Consider the following 16,916-nt stretch of genomic DNA (forward strand, 5'->3'; position numbering starts at 1 on the left):
TCCTGTGCCGTCGGCATCGTATGCGTACGGTCAGGCGCACGCCCGGCGACCGATAGAATCATGATCCGTCGACACCATGGGAGGAGCCGTCATGGATGCCGACCAGCTCGACCAGTTCCTCCTGATCGGCTCCGGTGTCCTCGTGCTGGCGGTGCTCGCCGTACGCGTCTCGGTCACGGCGGGTCTGCCGTCACTGCTCGTCTACCTCTTCCTCGGCCTGATCCTCGGCAGCTCCGGGCTCGGCATCGAGTTCGCCGACGCCGACCTCGCGCACGCGCTGGGCTTCGGCGGCCTGGTGCTGATCCTCGCCGAGGGTGGTCTGACCACGAAGTGGGAGCACGTGAGGCCCAACCTCGGCTACGGCCTCCTGCTCGCGACGCTCGGGTCGATCGTCAGTGTCGCGGTCGTCGCCACTGGTGGGCACTACCTGCTCGACCTGCGGTGGGAGTTCGCGATCCTGCTCGCGGCGGTGCTCACGCCGACCGACGCGGCGGCCGTCTTCTCGGTGCTGCGCACCGTCCCCTTGCGCCACTCCGTGACCGGGACGCTCGAGGCCGAGTCCGGCCTCAACGACGCCCCGATCGTCGTGGTCGTCGTGGCGATCAGCGCCGGCGACGCCCTCGACCACGGCATATGGGCGCTGATCGGGCTGGTCGTGTTCGAGCTCATCGCCGGTGGCGCGATCGGCTTCGCCATCGGCTGGATCGGCGCCTACGGCCTGCGCCGGGTCGCCCTGCCGGCCTCGGGTCTCTACCCGCTCGTCGTGTTCGCCCTGGCGGTGTTCGCGTACGGCTCCGCGGCGTACGTCCACGCCAGCGGCTTCGCGGCGGTGTACGTCGCGGCCCTCGTGCTCGGCAACACCGAGCTGCCACACCGCGTGGCGACGCGATCGTTCGTCGAGGGCATCGGCTGGCTCGCCCAGATCGGCCTGTTCGTGATGCTCGGCCTGCTCGCGAGTCCTGACGAGCTGCGCTGGTGGCACGTCTGGCACGGCCTCGCCGTCGGCGCGATCCTCACGTTCGTGGCTCGTCCGCTGTCGGTCGCCGTGTGTGCGCGGTGGTTCAAGCGTGACGTCCGCGAGCAGCTGTTCGTCGGTTGGGCGGGGCTGCGCGGCGCGGTGCCCATCGTGCTCGCCACGATCCCGCTGGCCGCCGACGTCCCGGGCTCCCGTGACCTCTTCAACATCGTGTTCGTGGCCGTCGTCATCTACACGCTCGTGCAGGCGGCGCCGCTGGCCCGCCTCGCTGCGTGGTGCGGCGTGCTCAGCGACGAGGTGCGTGATGTCGAGGTCGAGGCGGCACCGCTCGAGCGGGTGTCGGCCGACCTCCTGCAGATCCACGTGCCCAAGGGCTCCCGGCTCGCGGGTGTCGAGATCGGCGAGCTGCGCCTGCCGGTCGGTGCGTCCGTGTCGATCATGGTCCGCGACGGCACGACGTTCGTGCCCCACCGAACGGACCGGATCGCGATCCACGACGACCTCCTGATCGTGGCCGACCGGGCCGTACGTGAGCGGGCCGAGGACCGGCTGCGAGCCGTCGGTCGTCACGGCCGTCTCGCCGGCTGGGGCCGGGATGGGTGAAGCGAGCTCTGCGAGGGAGCGCCGAACTCACGTTGAGCGATCGCGGCGAAGCCGCCTGATGACGAGACGACGCGAGGGGGCGTGGTGACGCAACAGGTCTAGGGCAGGACCGCGGGGACGCAGGCGCTGATCTCGCGATCCGACGTGATGCGCGTCGGCGCCTTCTTGTGCAGGCCCGAGTAGTGGTCGCCCACGATCACGATGACACCGCTGTCGACCGTGATGTCGGGCTTGCGATAGGTGACCTTGTCCTTGAACTGACGCGCCACCAGGCGTACGCGCGGGTCACGCGGGTCGTCGGTCAGGATCGCGACGCGGCTGGGCTTGGTCGCGCTCTCGCTGTTGCTGATCGTGCCGCCGAGGAAGCCGTTGGTCTGCAGGTTGATCGTGACGCGGTTGGCGAGCCCGGCGCGGTTCGACGCGTTGAACACGTTGACCGTGACGAGGTTGCTGTCGAGCCGCTGGCCCTTCTGGACGGTCTTGGTGGTGCACGTGGGCGCCGCGTCGGCGGTGTCGGCGCTCGACGTGAGCAACCGGAACCCGGTGAGGGCGCCGAACGCGAAGATCGCAGCGGCGACCACCAGCGTGAGCGCCTGATAAGCCCGGGTCATGCCGACTTCTCGATCGAGTGGACGCGGGCGTGCAGCATGTTGCGCTGCTGCAGGGCGGCGCGCAGCGCGCGGTGCAGGCCGTCCTCGAGGAACAGCTCGCCGTTCCAGCTCACGACGTGCGCGAACAGGTCGCCGAAGTAGGTCGAGTCGTCATCCAGGAGGTGCTCGAGGTCGAGCTGGGTCTTGGTCGTCGTCAGGTCGTCGAGGCGCACTTGGGACGGCGAGATCTGCGCCCACGTGCTCGGGGTCAACCCGTGGTCCGGGTAGGGGCGCCCCTCACTCACCCTCCTGAAGATCACCCGGTCAGTGTAGACAGGCTGCCCGGAGGTCGGCGGTGGTGCGTGGCCAGATCAGGAACTTGTTCCGAAAACGTCGGTGCGGGACGGTAGTCTCAGGGAACAAATCAGGGTTGTCTCTGGTTGCCGTAGGCAACAGCCGGCATACAGAGTGACAACAGGAAGGCGCACCTGGGCGCCTTCGGCCGGGCTCCGGCCCGGTATCAAGGCGCAGGAGGCGTGATGACCCAGTCGTCACAGCAGCAGACAGGGCGTACCGAAGTCGTACGCCGATCTGGTGTGCCCTTGGGCCTCAAGCGTGGCGCGATCGAGCTGACGTTCCTCGCGATCCTCTACGTCGGTTACAGCGCCTCGCGCCTGCTGGCCTCCAACGACTTCGCCCCGGCCCGTGGCCGCGCGCTCGACGTGCTGTCGTTCGAGAAGTCGTGGCGCATCGACGCCGAGTCGTGGCTCAACGACAAGTTCGTCCAGTACGACTGGCTGGGCCTGTTCGGCAGCTACTGGTACGCCACGACCCACTACATCGCGACCGCGGCGGTCCTCATCTGGATCTATCGCCGCAGCGTGTCGGAATACGTGACCGCCCGCCGCGCCCTGGTGTTCGCCACGATCATCGGCCTCTCGTTCTACCTCGTGATGCCGACCGCTCCGCCGCGCATGATCAGCGGCATGTACGTCGACGTGCTCAGCCTGCACTCGGCTGCCGGCTGGTGGGGTGCCGACGCGTCGGCGCCCAAGGGCCTCGGCGGCATGACCAACGAGCTCGCGGCCTTCCCGTCGCTCCACGCGGGCTGGGCGCTCTGGGTCGCGATCGTGCTGATCCGCGCCGGCGTTCCCAAGATCGTGCAGGCGCTCGGCATCATGTACGCCGCGACCATGACGATCGTGATCGTCGGCACCGGCAACCACTGGGTGCTCGACGCGGTCGTCGGCTGGATCGTGGTGCTGGCCGCGTTCGGCGGCGTCATCGCCTGGGAGAGACGCAGTCCGGTCGTTGCCCATGAGGACGCAGCACTCACGCTCTGACACAGTCGAGCCTGTGAACTCTGTCCTGCACCAAGCCGCGCACGGGGTCAGGTTCGACTGGGGCCCAGTCGGTGGCGCAGCAGTCGCCGAGGGAGCCGACGTCGCCGTCGTGGTCGACGTCCTGTCGTTCTCGACGTCGCTCAGCGTCGCGGCCGACCTCGGCATCGTGGTGCTGCCCTATCCCTGGGAGGCCGAGGACGCGCCGACCTACGCCGCCCAGCACCGCGCGGTCCTCGCCCTCGGTCGCAGCGTCGCGGGCCCCGGCGAGGTGAGCCTGTCGCCGGTGAGCGTACGCGCGGCCGAGCCCATGGAGCGGCTCGTCCTCCCATCGCCCAACGGCTCGGCGATCTCGGTGCAGCTGGCCTCCGTCGTGACGACGGTCGTGGGTGCGTCGTTGCGCAACGCGGCCGCGGTGGCCGACTGGATCGCCCGCGAGCACGACGCCGAGACCGCGTCGATCGCGATCGTCGCCGCCGGCGAACGCTGGCCCGACGGATCGTTGCGCCCGGCGATCGAGGACCTGTGGGGCGCCGGCGCCGTGCTCGCGGCGCTCGAGGACCATGACTGGCCGGGGCTGTCGCCCGAGGCCGCGATGGCCGCCGACGCCTACCGGTTGATCGCCGGTCGCGAGGAGTCGCACCTCATGGCGTGTGCCAGTGGCCAGGAGCTCGTCGGGGCCGGCTTCGCCGCCGACGTGGCGGTCGCCGCCGAGGTCGGCACCAGCACGACGGTGCCGCTGCTCAGCGACCGTGGCTTCATCGCCGCACCCTGATCCGCTCTGGGCTGATCCGCCTGCAGCAGCAAACCCTGTTGTGCGGCGCCAGGCCTGCGCACGATGGACACATGGCTGACAACGACAAGACCCACCTGTTCTCCGGGCAGATGCGCCAGCAGCTCCTGCACCGGCGCGTGCTCGTCCTCGACGGGCCCCTCGACGACGACAACGGCACGCTGCTCGCGACGCAGCTGCTGACGCTGGCGGCGGAGGACCCCGTCGCCGACGCGGTGCTCTGGATCCACTCGCCGGGCGGCTCCGTGCCGTCGATGCTGGCGATCCGCGACGTCATGCGGCTCGTGCCCTGCGATGTCGCGACCCTCGCGCTCGGCCTCGCCTGCAGCGCCGGCCAGTTCCTGCTGTCCTCGGGCACCAAGGGCAAGCGGTACGCCCTGCCGCACTCCCGGATCCTCATGCACCAGGGCTCGGCCGGCATCGGCGGATCCGCGGTCGACGTCGAGCTGCAGGCCGAGGACCTGCGCTACACCCGCGACACCGTGCTCGGGATCATCGCGGACGACACCGGTCAGCCGGTCGAGCGGATCTTCGAGGACTCGCTGCGGGACCGTTGGTACACCGCGCAGGAAGCCGTCGACTACGGATTCGTCGACGCGATCGTCGACAACTTCGAGCAGGTCATGCCGACCAAGAAGCACCTCGCGATGGGAGTGAATGCATGAGCACGTACACGATCCCCAACGTCATCGCGCAGCACCCGCGGGGGGAGCGGGTCATGGACGTCTACTCGCACCTGCTGGCCGAGCGCATCATCTACCTCGGCACAGGGATCGACTCGGGTGTCGCGAACGCCTTGATCGCCCAGCTCCTGCACCTCGAGGCCGACGGCCCGGGGCAGGAGATCAATCTCTACATCAACTGCGAGGGCGGCGACGAGACCGCGATGCTCGCGATCTACGACACGATGCAGTTCATCCAGGCGCCGGTCGCCACGACGTGCGTGGGCCAAGCCATCGCGGCCGGCGCGGTGCTCCTCGCCGCAGGGGAGCCGGGTCGGCGATCGGTGCTGCCGCACAGTCGCGTCGTGCTGCACCAGCCGGCCGTCCAGGGCCGTGGTGCGATCCCCGACCTGATCCTGCAGGCCGACGAGGTCGTACGCATCCGCGCCGCGATCGAGTCGATCCTGTCGTCACACACGGGGCAGACCGTCGAGGCGCTGCGAGCCGACACCGACCGCGACCGGGTGTTCGCCGCGGATGCGGCCATCGCGTACGGGCTGGCGGACGAGGTGCTGCAGCGGCGTACGGCCGTGGCCGCCTAGGACCGCTGGAGCTCGGCTTCCGCCACCGGCTGCCACTCGTGGTCGGGGCCGGGCCGGAAGTCCTTGCGCCACGCGTAGCCGGTCGAGGTGGGGCGGAACACGAGCCTCGCCGACCCGCGCGGTGTGGTGCGCTCGAGCACGAGCTGGCCGTCCCGCCACGAGCCGCGTGCTGGCGGGTCGGGCGGGAAGCCATACATGTCGAAGCCGTAGCAGAGCACCTCGGCGGTCTCCGGGTCCAGCGTGAAGACGTTGAGTCCGGCGAAGTGCGACCCGTCCTCGAAGGCGTCGTCGACGCGCTGCACGAGGACCACGTCGTCGACCTCCGCAGCCGCGCTCACCGAGCTTCGGCCGTGCTTGGCAGGGCTCCACGCGGACGCCGACACGGTCTCCGGACCGCTGGCGGTCCCGATGAGGAAGGACATCTCGTTGCTGATGATCATGTCATATTCCTTGGTACGTACCAATAATAGGTCGAGCCTAACATTGGTCCCGGTCTAGCATGAAGGCATGCCTGCGTCCCATCCGCCGTCGTTGCTCACGCTGACCACGTATCTGCTGTCGCAGACCGCCAAGGTCGCCAAGCGGCAGCTCGACGCGCAGCTCCAGGAGCGAGGCATGCGGCTGCGACACATGCTCGTGCTCGCCTGGCTCACAGACAACGGCCCGACCGGCCAGCTCTCGCTGGCCACCAACCTCGCGCTCGACCCCAGCGACGTCACGGCCACGATCGACGACCTCGAGCACATGAAGCTCGTGAAGCGCAGCGTCGACCCGTCAGACCGGCGCCGCAAGCTCATCACGGTGACGAGTCGCGGAGAGACCGAGTTCCGCTCGCTGCACGAGCTAGCGGCTCAGATCTCGGACGAGCTGCTGGCCCCGCTCAGTGAGCGGCGCAGGGCGGCGCTGCAGGCCGACCTGCGTACGATCCTGGGCTCCTAGGCCGCCAGCAGGAGCGCCTGGTTGGAGATCTGCGGGACACCGAAGGCGTACGACCGAAGGTCACCCGTGACCTGCGACGTCACGTCGATCAGCGTCGCCCCGAGCGCCCCGGCGACCGCGGCGAGGACCTCGCTCGACGGATCCTTGAGCCCGCGCTCGATCTCGGAGAGGTACTGCGGGGAGATGCCGGCGCGCTCGGCCGTCTCGGTCAGGGTCTCGCCCCGACTGGCGCGCAGCGCGCGGAGCCGTTGACCCAGGACCTCTCGCCAGAGCGGCTCCGGATCCGTGACGCGGTGGTTCGGGACGGCGTGCAGGCGGACGATCTCGGTCATGCTTCAGCCTAGGCACAAACGTCGAGAACCCGGCGGAATTCTGCTCTGAGCAGATTCCGCCGGGCTCTCGTACGTAATCAGCTGCGGGTCCGGTTGAGCCGGGCGGCGATCACGGGGACGAAGATCGCGGCGGCCACGACGTGCGTCGCCATGAGCGTGATGCGCGTGTCGACCGAGGCTGCGGGGACCAACAGGTCGGGGAGGAACGACAGCGCGGTCAGCGCGACCGACGTGCGGACGAACGTACGCTGCGGGTGGCGTGCCCAGCGGCGCATCGCGACGGCGATCCCGAAGCCGATGGCGGTGCACACGAGCGTCAGGACCGCGAAGCCCGACGGCGGGATCGGCTCGCCGTCGAGGGTCAGCGGCACGCCTGCGGCGTGGGCAACGGCGGCGACGGCCGCGGTCGCAGCTGCTGCGCCGACGCCGGCGACCGCTGCCGGACGCCAGATCGAGGTGGTGGTCGAGGTGGTGGTGCGAACGGTGGAAGCGGTGATGATCGTCATGTCGAGCTCCTGGCTGGTGAAGCAGCCCGTTGCTGCCTCTCACCAGTTCCACGAACGGCGGCCGACCGATACGACAGGTCAGCGCAAACTTTTTCTGGATCAGGTTCCGGGGTCGACGAGGTGTGCGCGTCGACGCGACAGATAGGCCGTCTCGGCGGGGTTCTGGGTGGCCGCGATCGCGGCGTCGTACTCCGTACGCGCCTCGGCGCTGCGGCCCAGGCGACGCAGCAGGTCGGCCCGGGCCGCGTGCCAGGCGTGATAGCCGCCCAGGTCGAGCGAGTCGATGATCGCGAGGGCGACGTCGGGCCCGTCGAGCTCGGCCACGGCGACGGCGCGGTTGAGCGCGACGATCGGTGTCGGGCTCACGGCGTACAGCTGGTCGTAGAGCGCCACGACCTGCGTCCAGTCGGTGTCGCGGTGGTCCTGCGCGTCGGTGTGGACCGCGTTGATCGCGGCCATGATCTGGTACGGCCCGGGGCGCGACGAGGTCGACGCGACGCGAGCGAGGCACTCCCGCACGAGGGCGTGGCCCTCAGCGATGAGGGCGCGGTCCCAGCCGCTGCGGTCCTGCTCGTCGAGCGTCACGAGCTCGCCACCGGCGAAGCGAGCGGTGCGCCGCGCCTCGCTGAGCAGCATCAGGGCGAGCAGCCCGGCAACCTCGCCCTCCTCGGGCAGCAGCTGGCGCAGGATGCGGCCGAGGCGGATGGCCTCGCCCGTCAGCTCCGTGCGTACGGGATCGTCTCCGGCGCTCGACAGGTAGCCCTCGTTGAACACGAGGTAGATGACCGCGAGCACGGCGCCGAGGCGGTCCGTGACGTCGTCGTGCTCGGGCACGCGATAGGGGATGTGCGCGGCCTTGATCTTGGCCTTGGCGCGCGTGATGCGCTGGGCCATGGTCGTCTCGGCGACGAGGAAGGCGCGCGCGATCTCCTCGACCGTGAGGCCGCCGAGCAGGCGCAGGGTCAGTGCCACGCGGGCCTCTGGGGCGAGGGCCGGGTGGCAGCAGGTGAAGACCAGCCGGAGCCGGTCGTCCTCGACCGGTCCGGTCGGTTCGTGGGGGGTGTCGTCAGTGATCATCATGGCCGCCTGGTGCTTGGTGTCACGCAGGGACTCGCGGCGGATACGGTCGATGGCGCCGTTGGCTGCCGTCGTGGTCAGCCAGCCGCCCGGGTTGGGTGGGATGCCGTCATCTGGCCAGCGTTCGATCGCCTTGACCAAGGCCTCCGCCGCCGCGTCCTCGGCGATGTCGAGATCACCGAAGCGACGGGCGAGCGATGCCACCACCCGGCCGTACTCCTCGCGGTAGATCCGGTCGATCTCCGCGCGCAGGTCCGAGCTCGGGGTCACTCGCCTGCGAACGGTCGGACCTCGACCTTGGCGCCACATGCCTTGGACGCCTCAGAGGCGATCTTGAGCGCGGCGTCGAGGTCGGGCGCCTCGATGACCCAGAAGCCCCCGAGGTACTCCTTGGTCTCCATGTAGGGACCGTCGGTGACGATCACCTCGTTGCCCGTGCCGTCGACCGTGGTGGCGGTCTCGGGACGCTCGAGCCCACCGACGAAGACCCAGGCGTCGCTCTCGCGGAGCGTGTCGTTGAACCGCCCGGTCGCGTCGTACATCGGCTGGGCCTCCTCGAGCGGTGTGTCCCAGACGCTCGACGGGCCGTGCACCGAAAGCAGGTACTGAGTCATGGTCTTTCCCTTCGTCGATGGTGGCCGTTCGACCGCCTCTACCCTCTCCACGAACGGGGCGGCGCCGATACGACAGCTGTCGCGGAAACGTTCACTCGGCCTGGAACGGGCGCACCTCGACCTTGTCGCCGCACGCCTGCGATGCCTCGAGGGCGATGCGGTGGGCCGCGTCGAGATCGGGCGCCTCGATGACCCAGAACCCGCCGAGATACTCCTTGGTCTCCAGGTACGGCCCGTCGGTCACCAGCGTCTGACCGTTGGTGCCGTCGACCGTCGTTGCGGCTTCGATGCGCTCGAGCCCGCCGCCGAAGACCCAGGTGCCGTCGGCGATGAGCTTCTGGTTGAACCGGTCGACGGTCTCGAAGACGGGCTGCATCTCCTCGAAGGAGCGGTCGTAGTCGTCGGCGCCGGAGTGCACGGCAAGCAGGTACTGGGTCATGTCGTCAGCCTGTCGGATATCGGCCTCAGATGCCAGAGGTCAGCCCCAGGTCGTGCGGCGTGCTCACGGCTGGTTGAAGACCTCCACGCCTCGCCGCAAGGTGAGCCGTCCGAGGTCTCGACCCTGGTCGTTGCCGGAGCCACCGAACAAGACGTCGTTGCCAGTGCCGCCGTCGAGGAGATCGTTGCCGGCGCCGCTGTCGAGGAAGTCGTTGCCGGGACCGCCGCACAGGATGTCGTCCCCGCTGCCCCCGAAGAGGAGGTCGTTGCCTCCGCCACCGCGGATCAGGTCCTTCTTGGACGTCCCAACGAGGACGTTGTTGCCGGAACCGCCTTGGACGAGGCGATAGCCGGTCGGGACCGGTGCGCCGGGTTCGCAGGCTGCGAACGGGTCGACGGTCACTGCCTTGACCCTGAGGACGCCGTTGACCGCGTCGAACGTGTAGTTCGCGGCACTCATGCCCTCCGTCGACACGTTGATCGGGTACGTGCCGGGCGGGCTCGTGCTGGTCGCGGTCGTCGTCACGGTCGGCGTCCCGGAGACGACCCCCGCTGTGTCACCGTTGACGAACCCGGTCGTGGTGGCCGTCAAGGGCGGGTTCGCCGCGCCCTGGTCGCGCGTCTTGTCGTCAGCCGTGACGGTCAGCTCAGCCTTGCCGATCGCGAAGGTCCGGGCCTGCTCGGCCGGGTCGTACGTGCCATTGCCGGCCTGCGATGCCGTGACCTTGCAGCTGCCGGCCGCGATCGCGTCCAGGGTCGCGGTCTCCGTGACGGAGCAGACCTCTGGTGTCGCCGAGGTGAAGGTGACGGGAAGCCCGGAGGACGCGGTCGCATTCAGCGCGACGTCGTGGTCGCCGTACGTCACGCCGGTCGGTGCCTCGAAGGTGACGGTCTGCGACTGCGTCGGCGTGTAGTCGACGGGCGTGGCCTGGGAGGACGCGTAGCCCACGCCGCCGGAGAAGCCCCCGCCGTACGTGCGCGCGCCGCTCGGGGCAGGTGCGCTGCAGGTGGTGACGCCGGTCGTGGTGTTGACCGGGACGTCGGTGCAGCCGCTGATCGCGTTGCCGCCGTCGGTGAAGGTCACGGTGCCGCCGGTCTGGGGCACCGGTGACGTCGTCAGCTTCAGCACGGGCGCGGTCGGGTCGGCCTTGTCCACCGCCAGCGTCGAGGTGGTCGAGTTGGTGTCGACCGTGATACGGGCGTACAGGTCGGCCTGGGTGACCACGCGCTCAGTGGTCACCCAGTCCCTGGAGTAGGTGCCATTCGGGGTGCGCCAACCGAGAACGGTGAGGTGCCACGTGACCCCGCCAGCGGTCGTAGAGCTCTCGACCGGGTCGATCAATCGGAACCTGTCGTCGCACGGAATGTTCGAGAACTGGATCGACGGATCGCACTGCGACACCGAGTTGGTGTTGTCCGTCTCGAGGAGCTCGAGGTACATCGTGTTCGAGCCGAGGAGGTTGAACTGCGCAGCAGGACCGGCGGGCGCCTGTGCCGTGACCTTCGTCTGCAGCGTGAGGGACGTCGGGGAGTCGCCGCGAATCGGGTAGTTGTCGTGGGCGAACGTGGTCAACAGGAACGGCACTCCGAGGTCGGCCGGGGAGCCGTCGGCCGCGGGCCTGAGGGCGAGCGACGACTGCCTGAAGTCGGAGTCGGTCAGGCCGGCTGATCCCCAGTTCTGGGTGTTGGCGTATCCGGAGTCATCACCCCAGTGTCCCGGTGTCGTGCCGGTGCCGTCCCCGTCATACCACCGGCAGCTGGCCACGCAGTTGCCCCATTGGGGGATGCCGCCGCCTTGGTTGTTCTGCTTGAGGGTCTGAAATGTCGTGATGCTGAGGGGGCCGGTGCGGGCCGGCAGGCCCGGTGAGGTGAACCTGATGGAGGGCGCTGCGTCTGGATCCGCCAGTCCGACCGGGCCGGCATCGGCGGGTACGAGCGATCCGCCACCGCCACCGCCACCAGCCGTGGTGCCGGGGGCCCCGGCCGCCCCGCCGCCGCCACCGCCATAACCGCCACCGCCGCCACCACCGCACACGCCCGACCCCACGGCACCGCGGCCGCCGGTCGTCGTGGTGCCGTTGGTCTCGGCGGACCCCCCGGCGCCTCCCTGACCACCGATCCCGTTCTTGGCCCCGTAGCCGCCCGCGTCCGCGGAAGCCGCACCGAGACCGCGATGACCACCCTTCGACGCTGGACTGGTCGCCTCCCCGGAGACATCCACGTTGCCGGACCCACCACCTCCGCCGGCGACCAGGATGCGCGAGTCCGCGCTGCCGTCCTCGCCGACCGGAACCGTGCGTACGTCGGTGGCGCCGCCCCCGGCACCCGGTGCACCCTGACACCCCGCGCCGCCTGCAGCCCCGCCACCGTTGCTCCCCGGCGTCGACCCGGACGCATTCGACCCGACGACCGCGTACAAGGTCTGCCCGGGCGTCACCGACAAGGTGGCGCGCGCCCGCGCACCTCGGCCGCCGTCCCTCCAGCCCGCACCGCCGTGACCGCCGACGGCCACCACGTCGACCCGGGTGACGCCGTCCGGGACGACGTACTCGTGCTGGCCCTTCGACGAGAAGGTGACGGTCGCCGGTGCTGGGTCGGCGGCCACCGCAGCCTCGACTTGGAGCGCTGCGAGGTTGCCGGCAGCCAGCGCCGCCACCACCGCAGGAACCCACACGGACCTGGACTTCACCTTCGGCGCCATGACCACACCCCACTCGAGCCCGGCCGCCCCTCGCGGTCGGATGCCAGCGGAATCCGTTGTACCAGATTTCTACCGGGCCCAGAGCCTTTTTGGGACAGATTGTCGGCGCGCAGCTCGACGGCCTTCCAAGGCCGCGAACCGCACCGCCGCCTCCCTCTCGCGAGTGCGGCGGTCGCTCGTACGGGGGAGGTCGTGCACCCGGCCACTTCGGCACGCTGCGGAGCGGGCCGGCGATCCGTCCGGCGCTGACGCAAGGAGGAGTGCATGAATGGAACGATCGATCGCGAACCGCAACTGGCCGAGAAGGTGCCACGTGCCGTCCGCCTGGCGGCCTGGGCCACGCCGCTGTGTGTCCTGCCTTCGTCGGTGTGGCGGTTGTTCGCCATCGACCACATTCCGGCGGCGTGCCCGCAGGGCCGCGGGACGGATGTGTACGTCGTCGGCCTCTCCATCGTCTCCTTCCTGGCGGCGCTGCTCACGGTCGGGCTGGTGAGCCGGTGGGGTAAGCAGGTACCGAGCTGGGTGCCGGTGGTCGGCGGCCGGCCGCTGCCGTATCGCGCGGTCACCACCGCTGCGGTCGGTGGCATCGCGGTCCTCGCGACCGCCTACCTGTACGCGTTGCTGAACCCGGTGTTCGGCTGGCGCGAGCCGAATGACGACGTCCCCGGCTGTCCACCTCCCGACCAGACCGACGACGCGTGGCTCGCGTACGCCTGTTACGCACCGCTGCTGCTCTGGCTGCCGCTGCTGACGTTCGTGACGGTGGCGTACTGGTGGCGCAGGCGCGGGGAGGGACGCGATTCGTCGGTCGCGGTGTCGGACCGGTAACCTCGTCCGCGGAGGATTCGCATAGTGGCCTAGTGCGCTCGCTTGGAAAGCGGGTTGAGTGAAAGCTCTCAGGGGTTCGAATCCCCTATCCTCCGCCGAAACGCAAGGAGCCAGTTTCAGTCTGGAACGTCAGACTGGGCTGGTTCTTCTGCGTCCTGACCCGGCGGAGGCTTGCCTCCTGGTGAGGCGAAGCACCAGCCCGACCGCCGACCGTGACCCGGCGGAGGCTTGCCTCCTGGTGGGACGAAGCACCAGCGCGACCGCCGACCCGCCTCGCATCCTGAACCGGCGGAGGCTTGCCTCCTGGTGGATGAAGCACCAGGGCGACCCGGCTCAACGCCCGACTTGAGGGCGTACGAGGGCGCTCCGTATGATGGACGACAGCCCCTCGCGCGGCGACACATCACCCAACTCCCCCAGGGCCGGAAGGCAGCAAGGGTCAGTGAGCTCTGTCGGGTGCGCGAGGGGTCCTTCATGCCCGCAGCGCGACGCCCCGCCACCGGAGGATGGTGGCGGGGCGTCGCAGCTCAGGGGGCTCAGACCCCGACGAGCACGTCCTCGTTCAGCACCGGCTCGTCCTCGGCCTTGCGAAGCGCCGCCCACGCAGCCACCGAACCGGCGACCACCAGGAGCCCGGCGATCACCAGGCCGAAGCGATAGCCGCCCAGGTACGCGTCGACCGGCGTGTGACCCGAGGCGATGAGCGAGTCCTCGCGGCTGCTGAGGATGACGCCGATCACGGTGATCCCGAGCAGGCCCGCGAGCTCTCGTGACGTGTTGAAGACGCCCGAGGCGACACCCGCCTGGTCCGCCGGCATGACGCCGAGCACCGTGGCCGTCAGCGGGATCGTCAGGCCGCCACCGATGCCGATCGCGATGAAGCTCGGCATCAGATCCATCGCTCCGGCATCGGCGCCGAGCAGAGCCAGCGACGCGATCGCCGTGCCCATCAGCGCCATGCCGAACGTCACCGATCGGTGGGCGCCGAAGCGACGGGCCACACCTTCGGACGATGCCGCGGCGACAGCCATGAACAGCGCCATCGGCACGAACGTCACGCCGGCGCGTGTGGGGGAGAAGCCCAGGACGCCCTGCAGGTAGAGGGACGTGAAGAAGTAGATCCCGAACAGCCCGAACGCCCAGAGCATCAGCGACACGATCGCGCCGGTGAACACCCGATCCTTGAACAGCGCCAGGTCGACCATGGGGTCCGTCGCCGTCCGTTCGATCGACACGAACGCCGCACCGGCTGCCGCGGCGACGACGAACGCCGCCATGATCGGCGTCGACGTCCAGCCACGGGAGATGCCTTCGATCAGGGCGTACGTCAGGGCCGAGAGCGCGATCGTCGAGGACAAGAGCCCGGACAGGTCGAGCTTGCGGGTCACCGGGTCGCGTGACTCGTCGATCGCCCAGACGGCGATGCCGGCGGTGACCAGCCCGAGCGGGACGTTGATGAAGAAGATCCACTCCCAGGCGACGTGCTCGCTCAGCAGGCCGCCGAGCAGCGGGCCGGCGGCGAGGGCCAGAGCGCCGACGGCGCCCCAGATGCCGACCGCAACGTTGCGTTCGCGCTTGTCGGTGAACGTGGCGGAGATGATCGCCAGCGTCGTCGGGGTGAGCAGCGCTGCGCCGACGCCCTGCACCCCGCGACTGGCGATGAGCGTGCCCACGTCGCCAGACAGGCCGGCGGCGAACGAGGCAAGTGTGAAGACGCCCAGTCCGATGAGGAACAGGCGCCGGCGGCCGAACAGGTCGGCCAGTCGTCCGCCCACGAGCATGAGGCCCGCGAACGTGAGGATGTAGGAGCTGACGATCCATTCCATGCCGGAGGTCGTCAGGTGCAGGTCCCGCTCGATGACCGGGATCGCCACGTTGATGATGTTGTTGTCGAGGTATGTCATGAACGTCGCAAGCGCGACGGCCACGAGAGCCCAGATGTTCCTGCGGTCGTTCATGACCACTCCTTTACGTTGTAAATGTACGTCGTAAAGGAATCATGTATGCCGTATAGTTGTCAACTGTGAAGCCCAAGAACTCGCTCAATCCGGCCCTCGTCGTCGAACGCGCCCTCGCGATCGTCGACGCCGAGGGACTCGACGCGCTGACCGTCCGCAAGGTCGCCGACGCGTTCGACGTGACGCCGATGGCGCTCTACTGGCACTTCTCCAACAAGGAGGCGCTGCTCGCCGCCGTCGGCGACGCCGTCGTGTCGTCCCTGCGCCTGCCCGACGAGAACCTCCCGCTCGAGGACTACCTCCGTGAGGCCATGACGTCGCTGGTCGACGTGATGCGCGCGCACCCCAGCGCCTCTCCACTGGTGGCGCAGCAGATCATGCAGGCCGAGACGGGGCGCGACCTGACCGAGCGGTTCCTCGACAAGCTGGCGATCGCCGGGTTCGACGTCGACCGGTCGTCAGCGGTCGCGCACTATGCGATGCAGATCGCCATGACGCTCGTGAGCCGGGAGCCCGGCGCCGAGCTGGCCTTCAAGCCCGAGGACCGCGAGGCGATCCTGGAGCGCAAACGAGCCAGCCTGGCGTCGCTGCCCGAGGACCGCTACCCCCGGCTCCGCGCAGCGGCGGACGCGATGATCGAGTGCCCCAACACCGATGAGTACTACGCCGACGGCATCGCGATCTTCGTCGCCGGCGTGATGGCCGACGCGAGGGCCCTCGCCCGCGCTTGAGCGGTGAGCTGGTCGCCCTTCCGGCGATCGGTCGGTGACTCAGTCGCCTGTCAGGCTGCCCAACAGGCGACCAAGTCACCGCTACCGGGTCAGGGCAGGGGATCGACGACGGTGTGGTCGCCGAGGGTCGACACGAGCCGGTTGAGGTGGTGCCGGCCGTCGCCGAGGGCGTGGTCGATCGCGGTGAGCCGGCTCGTGTAGTGGCCGACGCTGTACTCCGCGGTCATGCCGATGCCGCCGTGCAGCTGGATGGCCTCCTGGCCGATGTGCCGTCCGGCCTTGCTGACCTGCAGCTTGGCGCGGGACGCCGCCTCCGTGGCGTCGCCGCCGTCGAGCAGTACGAGCGTTGCCCACGTGACGGTGCTGCGGGCGAGCTCGAGCGACACGTACATGTCGGCGGCCCGGAACGTCAGCGCCTGGAACGTCATCAGCGGGACGCCGAACTGCTTGCGCGTCTTGAGGTACTCGGTCGTCGTGCGCAGCGCGGTCTCCATCGCGCCGAGCGACTCGTGGCCGTACGCGATCTGGGCGCGCGCGACGGTCGCCGCGATGACGTCCGACTGGTCGGCGCCCGGCTCGCCCAGGGGCGTCGCGGGGGTGTTGGCGAAGCCGACGTGAGCCGCACGGCCACCGTCGAACGTCGGGTAGCCGGTACGCGTGAGGCCGTCGGCGTCGGGCTTCACCAGGAAGAGTCCGGTGCCGCCGTCGATCACCGCGCTGACGATCAGCAGGTCGGCGCGTGCACCGCCGAGCACCGGCTCCTTGACGCCGTTGAGCGTCCACGCGTCGCCGCTGCCGGACGCCGTGACGCCCGTGGCTGCGAGCTCGTAGCGCGAGGCCGGCTCGGTGTGCGCGAAGGCCGGCACCAGGGTGCCCTCGGCCAGTGCGCCCAGGATCTCGCCACGCTGCTCGGGCGTACCGGCCGCGGCGACCAGGCCGCCGGCCAGCACGACGGCCTCGACGAACGGCTCGGGTGCGATGACCCGCCCGATCTCCTCGGCCACGATCGCCACCTCGGCAGGACCGGCGCCCATGCCGCCGTCCTCCTCGGCGAAGGGCAGTCCGAGGACGCCCATCTCGGCGAGCTGCTGCCACGTCTTGTCGCCCCAGCCCGGTTCCTGCTTGGTCACCGCGCGACGGGTCTCCGACGTGTCGTACGCCTTGGCGAGCAGCCCGCGGACCGCGTCGCGCAGGGCCTCCTGCTCAGAGTCCAGTTGGAAGTCCAT

The 16,916-nt window shown here is 69.7% G+C and carries 19 protein-coding genes, 1 tRNA gene and 1 other RNA gene; 10 read left to right on the top strand and 11 right to left on the bottom strand.

The features are described 5' to 3' along the window. The first annotated feature begins 91 nt into the window (after window positions 1-91). Window positions 92-1,579, top strand: a complete 1,488-nt coding sequence (locus tag ASE12_RS13460; RefSeq protein WP_056401492.1) for a potassium/proton antiporter — start codon at window positions 92-94, stop codon at window positions 1,577-1,579. 98 nt (window positions 1,580-1,677) lie between these two features. Here ASE12_RS13460 and ASE12_RS13465 read toward each other — a convergent pair whose 3' ends face one another. Continuing rightward, complete coding sequence (locus ASE12_RS13465; RefSeq protein ID WP_056401495.1) at window positions 1,678-2,190, bottom strand: LytR C-terminal domain-containing protein; 513 nt, start codon at window positions 2,188-2,190, stop codon at window positions 1,678-1,680. Continuing rightward, window positions 2,187-2,489 carry a type II toxin-antitoxin system VapB family antitoxin gene (locus ASE12_RS13470; protein ID WP_056401497.1) on the bottom strand — a complete coding sequence of 101 codons (303 nt, stop codon included), beginning with the start codon at window positions 2,487-2,489 and terminating at the stop codon, window positions 2,187-2,189. The genes ASE12_RS13465 and ASE12_RS13470 overlap by 4 nt, the downstream gene beginning before the upstream one ends. Window positions 2,490-2,708: 219 nt before the next feature. Here ASE12_RS13470 and ASE12_RS13475 point away from each other — a divergent pair, with 219 nt between their 5' ends. The 4 genes from ASE12_RS13475 (at window position 2,709) to ASE12_RS13490 (ending at window position 5,566) form a co-directional block, all read left to right on the top strand. Then, window positions 2,709-3,512 (top strand): phosphatase PAP2 family protein, encoded by an 804-nt coding sequence (locus ASE12_RS13475; RefSeq protein ID WP_082582257.1) that lies wholly within the window; start codon window positions 2,709-2,711, stop codon window positions 3,510-3,512. A gap of 13 nt (window positions 3,513-3,525) precedes the next feature. Continuing rightward, a complete protein-coding gene (locus ASE12_RS13480; RefSeq protein ID WP_235508912.1) occupies window positions 3,526-4,284 on the top strand; it encodes a 2-phosphosulfolactate phosphatase in 759 nt (252 codons plus the stop codon). Window positions 4,285-4,355: 71 nt separating this feature from the next. After that, on the top strand, window positions 4,356-4,967 hold the full coding sequence (locus ASE12_RS13485) for a ClpP family protease (protein WP_056401505.1): 612 nt from the start codon (window positions 4,356-4,358) through the stop codon (window positions 4,965-4,967). Next, a complete protein-coding gene (locus ASE12_RS13490; protein WP_056401508.1) occupies window positions 4,964-5,566 on the top strand; it encodes a ClpP family protease in 603 nt (200 codons plus the stop codon). Before ASE12_RS13485 ends, ASE12_RS13490 begins: the two co-directional genes overlap by 4 nt. On the opposite strand, the gene ASE12_RS13495 is transcribed toward ASE12_RS13490, so the two are convergent. After that, a complete protein-coding gene (locus ASE12_RS13495; protein ID WP_056401511.1) occupies window positions 5,563-6,006 on the bottom strand; it encodes a hypothetical protein in 444 nt (147 codons plus the stop codon). The two genes, ASE12_RS13490 and ASE12_RS13495, sit on opposite strands and share 4 nt — an antisense overlap. A 67-nt stretch (window positions 6,007-6,073) precedes the next feature. Between ASE12_RS13495 and ASE12_RS13500 the strand changes: the two genes are divergently transcribed. Continuing rightward, window positions 6,074-6,505: a MarR family winged helix-turn-helix transcriptional regulator gene (locus ASE12_RS13500; RefSeq protein WP_056401514.1), complete on the top strand. Its 432-nt coding sequence runs from the start codon at window positions 6,074-6,076 to the stop codon at window positions 6,503-6,505. Here ASE12_RS13500 and ASE12_RS13505 read toward each other — a convergent pair. The 6 genes from ASE12_RS13505 to ASE12_RS20100 all read right to left on the bottom strand — a co-directional run bounded on the left by ASE12_RS13505 (window position 6,502) and on the right by ASE12_RS20100 (window position 12,173). Beyond that, window positions 6,502-6,837, bottom strand: a complete 336-nt coding sequence (locus tag ASE12_RS13505; protein ID WP_056401517.1) for a helix-turn-helix domain-containing protein — start codon at window positions 6,835-6,837, stop codon at window positions 6,502-6,504. The genes ASE12_RS13500 and ASE12_RS13505 overlap by 4 nt on opposite strands. Before the next feature lie 77 nt (window positions 6,838-6,914). Then, complete coding sequence (locus ASE12_RS13510; RefSeq protein WP_056401520.1) at window positions 6,915-7,343, bottom strand: DUF6069 family protein; 429 nt, start codon at window positions 7,341-7,343, stop codon at window positions 6,915-6,917. 99 nt (window positions 7,344-7,442) lie between these two features. Then, entirely contained in the window at window positions 7,443-8,690 is a 1,248-nt protein-coding gene (locus ASE12_RS13515) for an RNA polymerase sigma factor (RefSeq protein WP_235508913.1), read from the bottom strand. Next, window positions 8,687-9,034 (bottom strand): YciI family protein, encoded by a 348-nt coding sequence (locus tag ASE12_RS13520; protein WP_056401525.1) that lies wholly within the window; start codon window positions 9,032-9,034, stop codon window positions 8,687-8,689. The genes ASE12_RS13515 and ASE12_RS13520 overlap by 4 nt, the downstream gene beginning before the upstream one ends. Window positions 9,035-9,125: 91 nt before the next feature. Next, window positions 9,126-9,473, bottom strand: a complete 348-nt coding sequence (locus tag ASE12_RS13525; RefSeq protein ID WP_056401528.1) for a YciI family protein — start codon at window positions 9,471-9,473, stop codon at window positions 9,126-9,128. 63 nt (window positions 9,474-9,536) lie between these two features. Further along, window positions 9,537-12,173 (bottom strand): MBG domain-containing protein, encoded by a 2,637-nt coding sequence (locus ASE12_RS20100; RefSeq protein ID WP_157412923.1) that lies wholly within the window; start codon window positions 12,171-12,173, stop codon window positions 9,537-9,539. Window positions 12,174-12,437: 264 nt separating this feature from the next. Here ASE12_RS20100 and ASE12_RS13535 point away from each other — a divergent pair, with 264 nt between their 5' ends. From ASE12_RS13535 to ffs, 3 genes are all read left to right on the top strand, one after another. Next, complete coding sequence (locus ASE12_RS13535; protein WP_056401534.1) at window positions 12,438-13,001, top strand: hypothetical protein; 564 nt, start codon at window positions 12,438-12,440, stop codon at window positions 12,999-13,001. Window positions 13,002-13,011: 10 nt separating this feature from the next. Beyond that, window positions 13,012-13,096: transfer RNA gene (locus tag ASE12_RS13540), tRNA-Ser, on the top strand. 284 nt (window positions 13,097-13,380) lie between these two features. Continuing rightward, an RNA gene (gene ffs, locus ASE12_RS19815) (signal recognition particle sRNA small type) lies at window positions 13,381-13,477 on the top strand. Window positions 13,478-13,537: 60 nt separating this feature from the next. Here ffs and ASE12_RS13545 read toward each other — a convergent pair. Next, on the bottom strand, window positions 13,538-14,959 hold the full coding sequence (locus ASE12_RS13545; protein WP_056401539.1) for an MFS transporter: 1,422 nt from the start codon (window positions 14,957-14,959) through the stop codon (window positions 13,538-13,540). A gap of 65 nt (window positions 14,960-15,024) precedes the next feature. On the opposite strand from ASE12_RS13545, the gene ASE12_RS13550 reads away from it, so the two are divergent. Continuing rightward, the gene (locus ASE12_RS13550) at window positions 15,025-15,690 is read left to right on the top strand and encodes a TetR family transcriptional regulator (RefSeq protein WP_056401542.1); all 666 of its coding nucleotides are present in this window, start codon (window positions 15,025-15,027) and stop codon (window positions 15,688-15,690) included. A gap of 89 nt (window positions 15,691-15,779) precedes the next feature. On the opposite strand, the gene ASE12_RS13555 is transcribed toward ASE12_RS13550, so the two are convergent. Then, window positions 15,780-16,916 (bottom strand): acyl-CoA dehydrogenase family protein, encoded by a 1,137-nt coding sequence (locus tag ASE12_RS13555; RefSeq protein ID WP_056401545.1) that lies wholly within the window; start codon window positions 16,914-16,916, stop codon window positions 15,780-15,782.

The organism is Aeromicrobium sp. Root236 (assembly GCF_001428805.1).
GTDB lineage: Bacteria > Actinomycetota > Actinomycetes > Propionibacteriales > Nocardioidaceae > Aeromicrobium.